This window comes from Hymenobacter jeollabukensis (assembly GCF_005771675.1).
In the GTDB taxonomy this organism is placed as follows: domain Bacteria; phylum Bacteroidota; class Bacteroidia; order Cytophagales; family Hymenobacteraceae; genus Solirubrum; species Solirubrum jeollabukense.
In genome coordinates this window covers 12,960-28,066 of record NZ_VAJM01000018.1, presented here as the reverse complement: position 1 = coordinate 28,066, position 15,107 = coordinate 12,960, and the positions used below count along the sequence as shown (strand labels likewise).

9 protein-coding genes are annotated in these 15,107 nt (G+C 53.3%); 3 read left to right on the top strand and 6 right to left on the bottom strand.

The genetic code is table 11. The features are described from left to right. Nucleotides 1–7: 7 nt before the first annotated feature. The 3 genes from FDY95_RS24120 to FDY95_RS24105 all read right to left on the bottom strand — a co-directional run bounded on the left by FDY95_RS24120 (nt 8) and on the right by FDY95_RS24105 (nt 9,934). Complete coding sequence (locus tag FDY95_RS24120) at nt 8–3,589, bottom strand: DNA translocase FtsK (RefSeq protein WP_212744950.1); 3,582 nt, start codon at nt 3,587–3,589, stop codon at nt 8–10. 1,291 nt (nt 3,590–4,880) lie between these two features. After that, nucleotides 4,881–6,326 (bottom strand): hypothetical protein, encoded by a 1,446-nt coding sequence (locus tag FDY95_RS24110; RefSeq protein ID WP_138081965.1) that lies wholly within the window; start codon nt 6,324–6,326, stop codon nt 4,881–4,883. A gap of 41 nt (nt 6,327–6,367) precedes the next feature. Continuing rightward, on the bottom strand, nt 6,368–9,934 hold the full coding sequence (locus FDY95_RS24105) for a Druantia anti-phage system protein DruA (protein WP_138081963.1): 3,567 nt from the start codon (nt 9,932–9,934) through the stop codon (nt 6,368–6,370). 186 nt (nt 9,935–10,120) lie between these two features. Here FDY95_RS24105 and FDY95_RS24100 point away from each other — a divergent pair, with 186 nt between their 5' ends. The 3 genes from FDY95_RS24100 to FDY95_RS24090 all read left to right on the top strand — a co-directional run bounded on the left by FDY95_RS24100 (nt 10,121) and on the right by FDY95_RS24090 (nt 12,451). Next, the gene (locus FDY95_RS24100; protein WP_138081961.1) at nt 10,121–10,414 is read left to right on the top strand and encodes a type II toxin-antitoxin system HigB family toxin; all 294 of its coding nucleotides are present in this window, start codon (nt 10,121–10,123) and stop codon (nt 10,412–10,414) included. Nucleotides 10,415–10,425: 11 nt separating this feature from the next. After that, nucleotides 10,426–10,776: a helix-turn-helix domain-containing protein gene (locus tag FDY95_RS24095; RefSeq protein WP_138081959.1), complete on the top strand. Its 351-nt coding sequence runs from the start codon at nt 10,426–10,428 to the stop codon at nt 10,774–10,776. A gap of 433 nt (nt 10,777–11,209) precedes the next feature. Further along, the gene (locus FDY95_RS24090) at nt 11,210–12,451 is read left to right on the top strand and encodes an IS1 family transposase (RefSeq protein ID WP_138081957.1); all 1,242 of its coding nucleotides are present in this window, start codon (nt 11,210–11,212) and stop codon (nt 12,449–12,451) included. 20 nt (nt 12,452–12,471) lie between these two features. On the opposite strand, the gene FDY95_RS24085 is transcribed toward FDY95_RS24090, so the two are convergent. The 3 genes from FDY95_RS24085 to FDY95_RS24075 form a co-directional block, all read right to left on the bottom strand. Continuing rightward, nucleotides 12,472–13,476 carry a tyrosine-type recombinase/integrase gene (locus tag FDY95_RS24085; RefSeq protein WP_138081955.1) on the bottom strand — a complete coding sequence of 335 codons (1,005 nt, stop codon included), beginning with the start codon at nt 13,474–13,476 and terminating at the stop codon, nt 12,472–12,474. A gap of 12 nt (nt 13,477–13,488) precedes the next feature. Then, nucleotides 13,489–14,334, bottom strand: a complete 846-nt coding sequence (locus tag FDY95_RS24080; protein WP_138081953.1) for a hypothetical protein — start codon at nt 14,332–14,334, stop codon at nt 13,489–13,491. Nucleotides 14,335–14,456: 122 nt separating this feature from the next. Then, nucleotides 14,457–15,038 carry a DUF4468 domain-containing protein gene (locus tag FDY95_RS24075; RefSeq protein ID WP_138081951.1) on the bottom strand — a complete coding sequence of 194 codons (582 nt, stop codon included), beginning with the start codon at nt 15,036–15,038 and terminating at the stop codon, nt 14,457–14,459. Between the last annotated feature and the right edge of the window lie 69 nt (nt 15,039–15,107).

The following is a 15,107-nucleotide window of genomic DNA, read 5'->3' as shown; positions in this document are numbered from 1 at the left end:
GGAAAAGCTAGGATTTAAGTTTTCGCAACTCATCTGTGCTGATGAAAAACCCTTGCAAACGCTGAATCCGTCCCTCTATTTTGAGTAGCATGTCGCCGTAGCCTATCAGGTCTTCTGCCCCATTCTCATCCAAAATAATGCGGCTATCGATACCAGAAGTAAGCTGAAAAGCCACTCTGCAGAGCAGGTTAGCCTTAAGATTTCCGAAAATCACCTTCGCATCTGGCCGTTGCGTGGCAATGATGAGGTGAATGCCAACGCTCCGGGCTCGTTGGGCAACACGTCCCAGGAGCATATCAAAGGCTTCCCGCTGCTTCTTGTCCATGATGCCGGACAGGTCAGCAAACTCGTCAATAACCACTATCACATAAGGCATGACAATCTGTGGTTGGCTTCGGTGCAGGTCTTGAATATCCCGGCACCCGTGCTCCACCAGCACATCGGTACGGCGCTCTAACTCGATATTAAGCAGGTCCTGCAACACGTCCATCGCCTGCTGCTTATCAGTCAGAATCTCGCCGTTGTAGAGGTGAGGCAATGAACTGAAATAGTTGAAATCAGTCCGCTTGGGGTCAATCAAGACGATTTTCAACTCGTCCGGGGTATTCAACTTCGTTAGAGAAACAATGATGCTATAGAGGAACATTGTTTTGCCCGAGCGCGAAGTACCCCCAACTAGCATATGCGGCAGAAGCGGGATGCTCAGCCATGGCACGTCCCCGTCGGGAGCCACACCCGCAGGGAAAGAAATGGGAGCTAACTCCTGTTTCTTTTTGGCGCTGCTTGCCAGAACGTCCTTCAATAAAACGGCCTGTGGGTCAGGGCGCGGGATATCTACGGCGATGTACCCTCGCAGATTGTAAATGACGGGGGGCTTTTCCAACTCCATCTCCCGTTGCAAGTCCAATGCCCTTGCTTGAATCTTGTTGAGTTGCTGCCCTACGCGGGTTTCTATCTTGAAACGGATGACGGTAGGACCTACATCGGCAAGTTGCGGGTCAATGGGCTTCTTCGGGGTCTGCCCAAAGTTTTGCAAAGCGCGGTATAACGCCGCGGCCAGCGCCTCCAAGTCAGCCGTGGATTTGACGGACTGGGTGGGCTCAGCCGGTTCTTCTTCACCTAGTACTGCTTCCGGGGGAATCGGAGCAGAACTACCCCCACTGGCAGGTGCTATAGGGGCATCTGGTAGCGGGGTGGTGCCGGTCACCTCCGAATCATCCTCACCCTGCTTTTCAGGACCATCTGGTTTTTTAGGTGCAACTATGGGGTCTGCAACTATAACGGTTGGCTTTGGGGCTGGCGTTGCAGCTGCCTGCGCACCTTTTGGTTGAGCTTTTACGGGTGCCGGGACCGTAACAGTTGGCAATGTGACCGGAGCGGCCCAATCGCTGCCAAGCAACAGTTTTACATCCGATTCGCCCAAACGAACCCGATGTACAGGCAAGCGGTCAGCTGGATGTTGTGCGCCAGCATCAGCTTGCACAATGGTTTCGCTCCGTTCAATGTTTTCTTCAAAGCAAACCTCGATGAGCATAAGGTTAACTTCAATTTTCCCTTCCTCAAGGGATAATTCGCCATCCAGGGTATCATTCAGGAGTTGAATCCAACCACCCCATTCTTTGGTGGTAACACCTTCCTTGGGAAACGTAAGTTGACCCTCCCTGAATAGCTGCTCACGCAGTAGTTCTCGCCGGCAATCGGTTAGCAGGTCACCGCCTTTGCCTTCCAAGACAGGGAACAGGGCTCGCGCTACGGCGCGTAGCTGTTCGCCCGGATGTCCGTCGCCTTCAATATTAGCCCCAACCTTATAGGACTTGACCTCGATTAAGTCGATGCTCAGCCGTCCGTTTTCCAAGCGGCGCATGCCTAGCAAATCGTTGCGACGGTCAGAATCACGCTTTTCAAGCCAACGCTTCGCTAATTCTGAGTCCAGGCTTACGGTCAAATGACGTGGGTCATTGCCCGCGAGGGCCAGATACCAACCTAAAGCGACTGCCAACCCAAATTGCCCTTTCAGCTCAGGAGGGGAAAATCCGCCTACACCCGTATCGCTGATGGTTTTGAAAAGGCCGGTTTCGCCCACCGTTTCCAAACGCTTCAGCAGGCGCAGTACTCCAGCTGCATCCGGCTGGTAGTTCAGTTCCCGCAGCATGTACTCGACGCCTTTGACGAAGCGTTTAGGATAATGCGTTACCACTACGTCCCCGTCAATGCCTCCTTCACGGGCCAGCACTTGTGCCCCCTCGACGCCGGTTGCTCCCGCCAACAACATGAAAACAGCATGCGGCATCAGGATGGTCTGGCTCCCATTATTCTCCTGCTGAACGAGTGTGCCTGATAGCTCCTGCTGGGGTTGTCCTCCCAGCGCAGCGGCGAGGGCATGATAGGGGCCAAAGGGCTGGCTAGCGCCGCTGCTTGACCCTTGCTGACTACGAGGCTGCAGGCTGATAATCTTCTTAAACTGATTAAACTGAAGCAGTCGCGGCAGACTAAGCGGGTGGATGTTGCTTGCTTGACGTCCAATCCGGGTTGGCTGCAAATAGCGCTGCCCTGGCAGCACCAGTATGTGCACCGGATTGTCAACCAGCCACGGAACGATTTCGTCGGCGTCAACAGCTGATTTCAGTTCGGGAGTCACCAAACCCTCACTGATGAAGTTGTTCAAACCATCGAGTTTGATGGGTGTGTCTGGATGATGGCTGATGATTAATTGAACATGCTCGAATGGCGTATGCCCTTTTTTAGGGGCAAAAAGATGCCGGAGAACCTCGGTTACCCGCTCAAGGCTTTCTGGATGATGCAGGAAGAGGCGGAGGTGTTGACGTACCGGGGGGTATAGTATCGCAATTTTCTCAGCAGCCCGTTCCAGCAAGCGAATGCTTACCGTGACGTTTACCAGCCCCGCAGGACGATATACCGCCCAGGAACCCAAGCGGTCAGCATACGCTAATGCCGTGTCGGTGTAGGACTCGTCAACGGGGAGCATCAGGGCCCTTAAAGGCTCGGAGAAAAGGCTAAGCCGCCCAATCAACAAACGCAAGTCGGCTGCATGCCCAGCTAGCACCTCATCGGCCAACTCGATATTCTTCCACAGAATCAGCGGATGAAAAGGTGCTAATAACCCTGCTCGCCCACCCATGCCATCACGCACTTCCACCAAGTCTAAGCGCAGCAATAGTCCCCCTAAGAGCTGAGCACCATCTTCTTGTTGGAGTTGAGCAAAGTGGCTGCTAATATGCTCCATTAACCCCTCGTAAGCGGCTACTGTATCGCGGGCAGCTTGTAAGATGTCAGGCTGAGCCAGCAAAGTAGTGAGGGGGGCAGCCGTAAGCATATCGGCCACGGGAACGAGCCGTGCCCGGCAGTCCATGTAGTACTTAAGCCGCGCGATGCCTTCAAAACCGGGGGGAAGAAGTTCTTCAGCCGTTGTTAGGTATTCTTGCAACTGGCTTAGCCACGTTGCATCAAAAATGGGGTTTGCAGCGGGCAGGCCTTCGGATAAAGAAGCCAATGCTTCCTCTAAGGAATTGGCCTGCCCTACCGTAATGATTCCGCCAAAACGGTGGGTGTCTAGTAGTTCTTCGGTCAAAAGAAGGGCCCCAGGTTCCGTGCGATGGTCACACTCTGTCCGAATACCAATCAGCATGTTGCTCCCTTCAGGCTCCTTCCGCAAAGCAGAAAAAAGCTTGGTTACCTCCTGACCCCAGGTTTCGGCAAAACGGGGGTCAGCTGCGATTGCTAACACAGCCTCATCAAGTAACCCTTCTCGGAAGGACTCACGACTTGGCTTGCCACCAGAGGGGCCGCCTCCAGGGGGATTAGGCCGAATCGGTTCTGGCTCTGGCTCGGGTTCTGGTTCTGGCTCAGGATTTGGCCCTGGTCCCGGTCCTGGTCCTGGCCCGGGTTCAGGCTCTGGCTCTGGCTCTGGCTCCGGCTCTGGCTCCGGCTCGGGTTCAGGCTCCGGTTGAGGGTTGGGAGATGGTTTCACAGGAGGGAGGCTGCTCTCTCCGAACAGCATTCTCACCGCTTCAAACGAAAACCCCTCTAATTGAGATGGTAATTCAGCAGCCGGGTCCAATTTGCGAAATCGCCCGTAGCTCTCTCGTAGTAAGTCCGTTATAGGATTGGCTGCGTCTACCGCTTTGCGGTATGTCTCATATGCCTTGTCAACGTCCTCCGAGTCGCGCAGCAACAACCGCCCCGTCAAGGTTGCATTTAGCTCCAGACGCGGTGCTATTGCCCCAACAGTAGTGCGGTGGTCGTTGAATAAGGCAGGGTCTGGGAGCAATTCAAGAATGTGTAAAGCCTCCCGTGGCTCAGCACCTCCTTCTCTGTAGACCTCGTCATAAAACCGAATCAAGGCCCCGAGTTCGGTTGGTAACTTCGTGGTAGCCAATACATCCCAAAGGGCGCGTTGGGGCGAGTTCGGCGCTTTAGTACTGCCTTTACGGGCTATCGCCTGGACTATCTTCTCAACGCTTAGAATTCTATAATCCCGCAATGAATTCATGCGGGGCTCAGTCTTAAGCACAATAACCAGCCGCCGCGCATCGGCGGGCAACTCCAAGTCGTTGCGTATTTCTACTGCATGAGTTGCCGTTAGCCCAAAGTGAGGATTTACCAATGGCTGAAGGGCCAAGGTCTTTGTTTGGTCGGCTCCTACAACCGTTACATAGTACCGGCTATCATCTGCCAGCGTATGCAGTAACTCAGGTAACCAATCCGCAGTCGGTAACGGCAAATTAGGGAGCAGTAGCCCAGTTGGTGCTATAGCGAACTCTTGCTCTAGCAGTTCAAATAGGGTAGCGAAGAGTATATCTTTCGAGGGCATCACAGGCTCTATATAAGCGGGAAGGATAAGGGAAAAGCCAATCTGCTGGCTACCACATGGCGCTAATCAGCGTCACGTCATCGGCGTAAGTTCGAGCGTAACCCAAACGGGTCAAATCTTCAATGATGCCGCGGGCATTGGCAGCCAGCTGTGCTGATGTGACATTGCGAATCCCTAAGCGGGCAAGGCGTTCTCCATCGACTTCTGGCAACGCGCCGCATATCAGCCCAAACCGCTTGTATGCCAACTCCCAAAATACCTCCGCCTGTATCACGTCCTTATGATGCAGCAGGCTAGTCACCAAAGCATCATAGATAGCCCCAACAGGGAGCAAATAGCGCTCGCCCCGTCCATGCTTGCGGGGCCACTGCAAGCCGATGCGCCGACCGAGGTGTTTGCTACAGCCCTCTGGTGTGACGCTGTCCTGTCCCGATTTAGTTCTGCCAATTATGGCCATTGCCGGGCCTGTTAGAGCGCGGACGGCTGCTTCAAAGGGCGTTTCGCCAGCTAGCAGTTCCTGCTCAAATTCTAAGGCGTAACGCTGAATTTGGTTAGGAGTAAAAGATTCGGACGGGAGCCATGTAGATGCCCAGTCACGGTATTCTTGTTCTTTGAGTTTATCATCACCCCGCTTAATCAACTCTTTACGCAGTGATTCCCCAAATACCGTTCGCAGCCGCCTGCGGGCCAAGGCCAAGGTGTGGCGGCTGGCTTCTCTGACTGCCATTGGATGGTCAGAAGCACAAAGCAATAATGGCTGGCAGGTATCTGAATTTCCGTTGAACAGGTAGAGCAGCAATCCGAACCCTGCCAGGGTTACCGTTCGTTGCAACAAGGCGGTTTTATCCAGATACTCACTGTATTCTGCTAGGGTAGTAAAGCTTTCCTGAAGGCTTTTTAGAACACACGATTCTTGCGCTTTCTGTTGGATATCACTATCTGGTGCAGGAAACGCAGGCAATTCTTCCTCTTGGTTTCCTATTAGGGGAGCGGTCAGCCGGTAAACAGCGTCATTATTCTTGGATAAGGCTCCCCGGATTGCCAAGGCTGCCGCCCGTTCGGGGGCGCCTAGTAAAACGTGTGCAAGTAGATGCCCCGCTCGTTGGTCTGAGGGGTCTTTCGTGAGATGATGCCAGTGGGAGAGGGTAGGCGTAGAGGTTGAACCTTCATAAAATGCCCCATCTTGATTGAGCACCACATCGAGCGCCTTGCGTAACTGTGTTACTGCTCCCTCCGCTGCTGCGGTACTCAGCGGCAACTCAGCTGCGGCTCTGAAATCAGCGATTTCGATAATTTCTGTGGAAGATTTCTGCGTCTTGCCCCGCATAGTGGCCACCACCTTCTTCAACAAACCCAAATCCGGTTCTATTGGACCAGCAAGCGCCCGAAACATGCCGTTCGCTAAATGGACAGGCTTAATGTCACGGGCAGGAACGAAGCCCCAGGTAGCGTTGGCAACAAGTTCGGCTACTTCAGCAAGTAAAAGCTCAGGCATAGTATCAACTAAGGATTGGTCGAAACGAAAGTGGGGTGGTCTTAGAGCACGTATTTTATCTTGCTGTGCCCGTTTTTATCAAGCGGCTGTGCTTCTAAGCCAACTGCGTATGTGTGGCCTGCTTCAACATCATGGATTCGTATTTTCCCCGTTTCATCAGCCGTGCTAAAAGCGGCTAGCTCCGATAGAAAACGTCCCACTCGCCGGCCGGCTTCTTCCGACCGAAATTGCAAGGGCAATCCACGAGCAACCTGTCCTAGCGCAGTCCAGAGTTCTAAATCAAGCAATAAAGCGGGCGCATTTGCTTTACGACTTAGGGTTAACCGGACATGGTCAGGCTCGTAGTCCAGCAGACTGGCGAGAGCGGGGGATAAGGACGGAAGCTGCACGGCCACGTCTGTTTCCCGCAAACTTGCCGCCGCTATCAGGGCAGTAGCTGGACCAACCGCATCGTAGCGTAGCGATGTCCATAGGTATAGTTCTGGCGCAGTTGCGTTAGAACTTCCATCGTGATTTTTCGTGCCGCTCTCGATTTTCTGGTTAGCGAATCGTGCAAGGGCTGTTAACAACTTACGTCGTGCCTGGCCTGTGCCACCAGAAACTAGTTCGGCGAAACTTGCCCGGTCCGGGGGGATGGATTTTAGCAAGTCCTTGCCTTGCGAGGCTTCAAAATAGTATTGCCTTTTCAGTGACCGGAACCAGCGCACAGCTTCTTCTTTGTCAGAACTTGAACCTGGAGCAGGATGGGCCGGGCTGGTCAGCCATTGCCCAGCTGAGACGGGAGCATCCCAAAGTTTGTGGGTATCCAAATGCGCGTGGGGCGAACGCGCAGGGTCCAGTTCCCGAAGCGTTGCCGATAGTGCACTCCCCTCTATCTTCTCGAAAATTGTCTCGTAGTAAGGATGCGCGTTTTGTGCCCGCGCAGGTAAGGGTGACCCCCCGGTAATCATGCGCGACAGCAACCCCAGCAGTTGATGCATGGTGACGTGGGTACCGCCCTGGCTAACCAGTTTCAGCAAGTCACCGAGGCGTTGTTGAACCAGGTGATGGCCCAGAGCCTGCACATTATCTCTTACCCGTTGAGGAGCGCTATCATAATCTACTTTCCGGAGGGCAATTTGTAGCGCTTTTTCAATCAACTCATGGGTCAATACCTGCCGGGAGCCAAGGTGGACCAAGAGCACTTCCGGAATTTCCGGCTCATCGGCGGTGCCCGCGTCGTAGACAAATGGGGTTGCCAATTGCTCACGTAACATGCTAGCTTCGGACTCGGGTAGGTCAAGCAGAATTTGTCGCAAAGGCCCTTCGTTTACTGCCACCAGCACCGGCCGCTTGTCGCTAATGGCCTGTTTTAGCTCCGTCACGAGCTTTTCCTGATTCTCTGCGCTCGCATCCCAGTGGACGAACGTATTGCCCGGCCATTTGTCGTTGTCCTCAGACAATCGACGGATAAGGTGCGTCTTTCCGTCCCCTGGATTGCCAGTCAGGTAGATTCGTCGGTTCGAGTTAAGCAAGCCAATGATTCCGGCTTCCAGCTTTTTGGACTCGATATGAAAAATTTCTAGCTCCGCTGGCTTCAATTTCTCAGCAAAGCTTGTGCGTCCGCCGTTGAACAAGGCGAATACCGACCAGTCTATCTTGGGTGGCATATTATCTCCTAGAAAAAAAAAAGACCCCTGCTGTTTTCGGGCAGCCTCGGTTTCGTGGTCGGTGATTTGAGTTAGTGAGGCAATCTTTTCCGCCGTTAGCAGACGGGCAACGATTTCAGGGTTTTGAGCCCGCTTGATAAACCAGCGCTGTTTCCAATGCTCAACAATAGCTGCCGTTTCTTGGACATAATTGCCAAGGTCCGAATAAAGCCAATCAGGCTGCTGGTCTTCTCCTAATAGGTAGCGCTGCCAGTTCTTGGCCGTGGGAGTGAGATAGACCAGGCGAGGGGTAGCGTGTTTTTGCAGTTTCTGAAGGCCCAGCATGTTAAACGCCGAGGCAATGGAGCGCAACTTATAGTTTACTCCGGCAGCGAATGTATAACTCTGGCTGTTCTGCGCCGGGTCTTCGCGCAGCATGTCCTGGATTGCATCATAGCTCTGACGCGATAAGTGGACACTTCCAAACCCTTCCGTTTTCCCAATAAGCTTGTACTCGATTTCCCCTTTCGCAGTGGGAAACTTGATGCGGTTGTACTGACTGCTTCCAACGTGGTAAAGACTGCTGGTTCCCAGCAGGACAAGGTTAGCGTCACGGTTTACAATTTCGCCCCGCATACGGCTGGCAATCACGCTCGAGCTATCGGTATACCGTGCTTTATACTCGGCTACGACTTGAGGGCTTGCCATCAGCATTGCAACCAGTTTTCCACCCAGTAACTCGCCGTAGGGAGGTATAGCCCCGCACGTAGTGATTTCCATAATAGAAGCCGCTACATGACGCTTTTTGATGCTTTTTATGGCAACGCGCAATGCCTTCAAGCCCTCTGGCGAGGCTAGCAGGTGGGCTAACCGTTCGGGAGCAGGCAGGTGGTCACTCTGCTGAAACACTTGGCGGGCAGAAAGCAGCCCGCTTAGCGTTTCTGCCCGCTTACGACGATAAAGGTCTGAACGCGCCTCTACTTCGAGGTCGATTTTTAGTCCCCGGTGTGCCGTACGACTTGCTAGAGGCAAGTCCCGGGCAGCGCGGTCCAGATTGTCGAAGGTCGCCGCGGTGGGTTGAATTAGCTCTGCTAGCTCTAGTATACCTTCCTCAACAAAATCCTCCGCGAATATCTCATCTACTGCGCGGGCAAGTTCAAGGTCCAGAGCACGTAGTCGACTCGTTGGGTCAGCGCACTTCTGCAAGGATTTGACTGACCAGCCAACGTATTCGTCCCGCACCGTTATCTGAACAACAGCGGAGCCCAGGGCGCCAATACCAATAATGGGGTGCAGCGGCCGAGCTGCGTCGCGTACCAAGTAGAACATGCGCCGGCCCGGCTGGGTCTGAAAAGGAAGACTCCAGGTGTAGCGGCAGTAACGCCAGATGTCCAGCAGACGAAGTCCGGTGTGCTCATCGGTTGCTTCCGTGGCCAACTGCAAGTAGGGCTGTACCAATGAGCCAATCAACTCGGCGCGATTTGCTTCAGGGGCTGCCAGGCAAGTCTGCAATTCAGCAGCTAGAGTCCTTGGGTTTACCAGCAGGTTACGCACGTTCAACATGCGCCCTGCATGTCGGCGGGGCATCTCCATACGTCGTATGAAGCGCTGATTATCGGGGTCACGCAGTTGCTCATCGCGGTTCGCGACCAGCGACGCCCGTAGCACTTGCTTTACTTCAGCGGGCGAAGTGGCGCTTTGCCCAGGGCGTACCGTTGTATCCGGGGACAATGCGCGTAGAATGGTTGCATCTTCGCTGGTGCAGGAGAAGTGCCATCCCTGACTGGCAAGGTCCATGAGCACCCGGCCAAAAACCCGTAAGCGTAAGTAATCAGCGTGAGGCAGGGCCTCGTCATTCAACATACCCAGCCACCCACGCAGATAATCCGCCAACACTGTTGGCAGGGGAGCTTTAGCAAGAACGGCCCACAACCGGCGTATAGCGGCATTGGTGGGCAGTTTTGGAGTTAATTCGTACACAAGTAGGCGTTCGGGGGACTCAAAAAATCTACGAAGCTACAGCAAAGCTTTACGGTTTCAAACCAGAATTTAATGCTGTCGCTAGTCATTACCCCCACGATTCAGGGTTGAGCAAATGTAGCACCTATATTACCAAAATCAGAATAAAATTGCGCAAATTGTAATCAAAGCGACTAGATTTGCGTTATGGTTGTTTTAACCGAGCGGACCCTGCGTGAATTTGGCGAACGTCATGCTGACGCAAGAGAAGCGCTGCGGGTATGGTATGCTCAGGTCGAGTGCGCTGATTGGGCGACTTGGTCAGATGTAAAGGCTAGTTATCCGACCGCAGACTATGTAGGAAACGACCGCTACGTGTTTAACATACGGGGCAACCGCTACCGCCTTATTGCCAGGATACATTTCAACATTCGTACAGTATATATTCGATTTATTGGAACACACGCCGCCTACGATAAAGTGAATGCCTCAACCGTATAACCTGCTTAGTCATGACGTTGCACACCGAAGCTGAGTACTTGGCGGCTTTACGCCAGTTTGATGAGTTGCTTGATACTGATTCGGGCAACACTGCTGCGCTATTGCCCCTGCGGGATGCCATTCACGCTTATGAGAAGGCACAAGATTTCCACCCCGGGCCTCCCCAAACGATAGCTGGGCGCATTGAAGTAGAGATGTTTCGCCGGCGTATGAAGCAAAAGGAGTTGGCAGCCCTGCTGGAAATTACTCCTTCACGCCTCAACGAGGTGCTGAAGGGAAAGCGGCAAATCAATCTCGACTTGGCCCGGCGCTTGTATCAAAAGCTCCAAATACCCGCAGACTTTATTCTGGATGCCGCGTAAGGACCGCTGCTTCTAATTTGCTGACATACCCACTAAAAAAACGCTTGTGACAGCCTCCACGACAACTCACCCACGCATTGCCCTACGGGAGCTAGTTGTCGGGCTTGCTGACCCAGCTAATCACTACATAGTAAAGGCTCACTCCTATGAGTCAGAGGGGCGTACCTGGTATCTAGCGGTGCTACACCTTCATCAAGCCGTTGCATGGAACGTAGAGATGGATGACGATACCCTTACCTGTGATATCCTACTGAGCAGGCATCACCCCCAGTCTAAATCCCGCATTAGGGTTTCTTGCAATCAGATTTGGAGCATTGCAGCTGGTACAGACTTCAAATGTGACACGGAGGGCAGTCGGCTGTACTTCTGCGGGGAGACACGGGCTAATTACCCGTTGGCAGCTGAGTGTGTCTAGCATTCTCAGATTGCACCCATGAGTTTAACCTCAATTCTGCAAAGCCCCCTTCACAGCAATCTGACCGCATGGCTCAGGCATCATTTCCCCAATAATATACCGGTAGTGAGGGTGCCAATCACGGTACATAAGGAACGCAATGGCGACCTTAGCTACTCGCGTATCGGAACCGCCTTTGACTACCTCTTTCGATTCCAGCTAGAGCGAATCAACGCACAGTTCCGGCAGGAGCCGCGCCAATGGATTGCCGAACACGCATTGGGCATGGTTACCAGTTCGCAAGCCAGGAAAGCCAAGACCAAGCCGGAAGCAGCTGCTAAAACCCTGCCTTTGGTTGCTCGCTTGGAGAGCGACTTTGATGATGCAAAGGGTCAATACCAAGCTTTCCTCCGCAGTGGTGTTCTTACACCGGAGCTAATCCTTTCCTGTTTGTTGCTTGCAAAGCTTGACGTGGTCTACCGCACCGGAAGGCCCGAGTTTGCTTTTCGGGAAGTCGCATTTGACGACGAAGCAGCTGAAATCGACCAGGTTGAAAAACTCTTTCAGGCCGTCAATTGGGAGCCCTTTCTGGCACAGCACCACTGCGTTTTGAACCCGACCTTTGGTCGCGCCGGCATGCTGGTTGGAGGGGCGGACGCTGATATTATCATTGATGGGGTACTGATAGACCTGAAAGTTACCGCGACGCAGACCCTGCAGCGCTCGTATCTAAATCAGTTGATTGGCTACTATCTGCTGTCATTGATGCATACCAAAGACTGCGAGCCCATTTACCCTATCCATACGATTGCGCTCTATTTTCCTAGAGCAGACTACCTGCTGAAGATTCCCGTTGCTCATTATTTCGACCAAGCCGGTTACCAACAGCGGAAAGCCGAGTTTATCGGCCTGGTAAGGGATTATAACCTGGACTTAGTGGACTGGAATAACAACGAGTACTTATTCACCGATTCTTCTGCGGTTAAGTATCGGGTGGACCGGCATAGTTTCAAGTGCCCCTACTGCCAGGCTGACAAATACTCCATCAACGCAGCTGGTCAAACGCCTACGGGTAGATACAAATACAAATGCAAGAGCTGTAATAAGAGCTTCAGTACCGTTTTTTCTGAGGGCATGTCCATGCAATCAGTGATAAAGGTGAAGCTGTTTGGCTACAGAATTGACTACGAAGAGACAGAGTGCCTTGAAAAAGAGCTTCAACGAGCTGCTGAAGAATCAAGAAAGAAGCTAGCGCTCTACGAAAAATCGAGAACTGCCTGATTTACGTGGGCTCTTTTGCGCTATAGTCCCAGGGCCTGCGCCGCGTTGTAGGCTATCACGTCCGAGAGGCGGGTATAGCGGCTTATCATCTCGTCAGTTTTCTGCTTAGTCTGATTTTTGATGAATTCGTTGGATTGGCCGTTGAGTTTGGCCGTGGTGATGAAAGATGCCCGCAGCGAGTGCGCAGAGTACTCTTCGCCCAGGTGCTGCTTGACGAGCCGGTTTACCCGGACATCGGAGAGGCGCTTATCCGTTGGCACCGCGTCGCCGGCCGTCTTGCCTTTACGAAGCGACACGAACACCGGCCCCGACGTGCGCCCCAGCAGGCGCTGCCAGTCCTGGAAGGCCCGTACCGGGCAGAAAAGCGGGTTAGCGGCGTAGAAAACGGCTTTATCTTCGGTTTCGCCGGTCTGGTTGGTTTTGCTCTTGCCCAGGTGTAGCACCAGGGCCGCATCTTTCAGTTCGACTTGCTCCAAGTCGAGGGCCACCAACTCAGAGCGCCGGAAGGCGCCGGCGAACCCGAGCAGCAGGAGTGCCCGGTCCCGGATACCGGCCGCGGTTTCGAGGTCGAGGTTCTTAATAACGTTCTTGAGGTAGGCCACCGTGAATGCCGGGGCCTGCTTCTGCCGCTTGCCCAGTTCGCGGGAAATGCCTTTCATTACGACGTCTAGGGCGGGAGCCCCCACGGCCGATGGCAGCCCGAGCAGCTGATGCTTCTTGTTGATGGCAGCCAGGTGCCGGGCGATGGTGGCCAGCTTGCGCGGCAAGTCAGCCAGGTGGGTCACGTAGCCAGCCAGCGTAGTTACGTGGGCAGGGTAAGGCTCCAACCCGTGTTCGGTGCAATAGGCTTCAAACGTGGCCAGGTCGGTCGCATACGCCAGGCGGGTGTTATCGGCCCCTTCGAGGCCGCGCACCAGGTAGCGGCTCACCGCAGTTGGGACCGTACCTGAGAGGTCGGCCAGGGCCAGTGCCGGCACGGAATCGGTCACTACCGGTAGGTTGGCTTTTTTTTCCTTTTGTTTCATTCCGGTAGGCTCTTAATCAAGCTTTGCAGAGCTTGAACTTAATCGTTGGTACTCAGAAAGAAGGAAATTAGTGTAGCTGGTAATAAGGTTGCAATACAACTTGGCTTCACCCTCTGACGTGGCTACTCCTTCTTTCAGGTCCATCCCATGTCGAATGCCTCCGCCGGCCGGCGCAGACAAATACCCGTGCAGCGTCTTCAACCATCCGATGACCTGTTCCAGAGCCGTGCCTTGATTTCGCTTTCGCAGTTCGTCGACAATCTTATTGAAATACTTTCCTTGTATTGTCTCACTCTCGCTAGTGGACATCCCCTGAAAGGCAGTTGATACTGTTTCCAACAGCCATAGGATTTCCTGCACTGCGGGCCGATACCGGCCTTCTGCTAACAGCCGCTGCGATTCGGCGAAAGATGCGTGGATGATATCTTGTGCCTGTTGTGCTAATGACAGCGGTACCTCTGGTTTGGTTACCGGTTGACCGGATTCGAGCCGTTCCAGGTTGGGCGGCTTAATCTGGTACGGTTCACCGTGCTTCGCCAGAATGCGATTTATCAGCTCATGGCCGAGAACCGGGCCATCTTTGAATTCTTGACAAGCAGAATAAAACGCTTCGATGCACATGGGCGCATTATTAGCGGCTTCATCGATAGCGTGTTGCAAATCAGTATACGCCCAACTCGCATTGGAACTGCGTGAAGCCACAGTGCCTGACACCGAAGCAAGGTACGTTTTGAAGTGTTCGTATACCTGTTGCTTGCCCTGCGCTAGTTTACCGATGATTTCAAGGAATTCTTGGGAGACTTGTGGGTGCAGTGAACCGGGCGATTCAAAACGCCAAGCGTTATCGAAATGGAGCATACTTACCAATGATTTTACGGCAACAAATGTAGTGATAGTTTAGGTACGATAATGAAGGCTTATCGTACCTAAACTAAGTTTTGAAAAGCCGTGCTTGATAAGCACGGCTTTTTCGGTGAGAGCTACCAATCCTTGTTATCTCCCTTTTTCGTCAGTGCGCTTTGAAAGGAAGTCGCCAGCGCCAGCAGTTCGCTCGTGCCGGCTGCTTGCATTTCGTTCCAGTGCTTCGTCATCGCTTTCTTCCCGAGCGTGGGCCAGTTGGCCGGAAACGTGTCGGCCAAATCCGCACCCGAGGCCAGTATCATCGCATCCTTTAGCTGGCCTTTCTGATAAGTGATGTCTTCGATAATGAGTCGGCCTTTGCCTTCCTTAAAATCCAGCGTCATGTTATAGGTGAAGCCCCCGGCCGTGTTGACAATGCCTAGCCCGGCATTCCATTTCAATTCTTGCGTCCGGGCCTTAACGGCTATCCGTCCGGCAGCCTTATCGTCGTACTGCTCCACCGTCTTGCCCGAGTTATAGGTCTTGTACAGCCAATCTTTTCCTTTCAGAAAAAGGGCATCCTGTTCGCCGGCAGCTGATACGATAAACTCGATACGAGCCTTGCCATCTACTGTGGTTACTGTGGGGGCAGTAGTGGTTTGCGCTACCAGACGGTAACTGGTTAGAATAAACAAGAAGATGAGCGTAGTGAGACTTCTCATAGAATAAACAAATGAATGAGGCGGAGAGGTAGCGAAGTTATGGTCTTTCCGAAGACAGTGGAGCCCTTT

Bases quoted from the DNA above. Each gene is read 5' to 3' on its own strand.
- FDY95_RS24100 (WP_138081961.1), top strand. From the start codon at position 10,121: ATGGTTGTTTTAACCGAGCGGACCCTGCGTGAATTTGGCGAACGTCAT.
- FDY95_RS24075 (WP_138081951.1), bottom strand. From the start codon at position 15,038: ATGAGAAGTCTCACTACGCTCATCTTCTTGTTTATTCTAACCAGTTAC.
- FDY95_RS24110 (WP_138081965.1), bottom strand. From the start codon at position 6,326: ATGCCTGAGCTTTTACTTGCTGAAGTAGCCGAACTTGTTGCCAACGCT.
- FDY95_RS24080 (WP_138081953.1), bottom strand. From the start codon at position 14,334: ATGCTCCATTTCGATAACGCTTGGCGTTTTGAATCGCCCGGTTCACTG.
- FDY95_RS24095 (WP_138081959.1), top strand. From the start codon at position 10,426: ATGACGTTGCACACCGAAGCTGAGTACTTGGCGGCTTTACGCCAGTTT.
- FDY95_RS24090 (WP_138081957.1), top strand. From the start codon at position 11,210: ATGAGTTTAACCTCAATTCTGCAAAGCCCCCTTCACAGCAATCTGACC.
- FDY95_RS24085 (WP_138081955.1), bottom strand. From the start codon at position 13,476: ATGAAACAAAAGGAAAAAAAAGCCAACCTACCGGTAGTGACCGATTCC.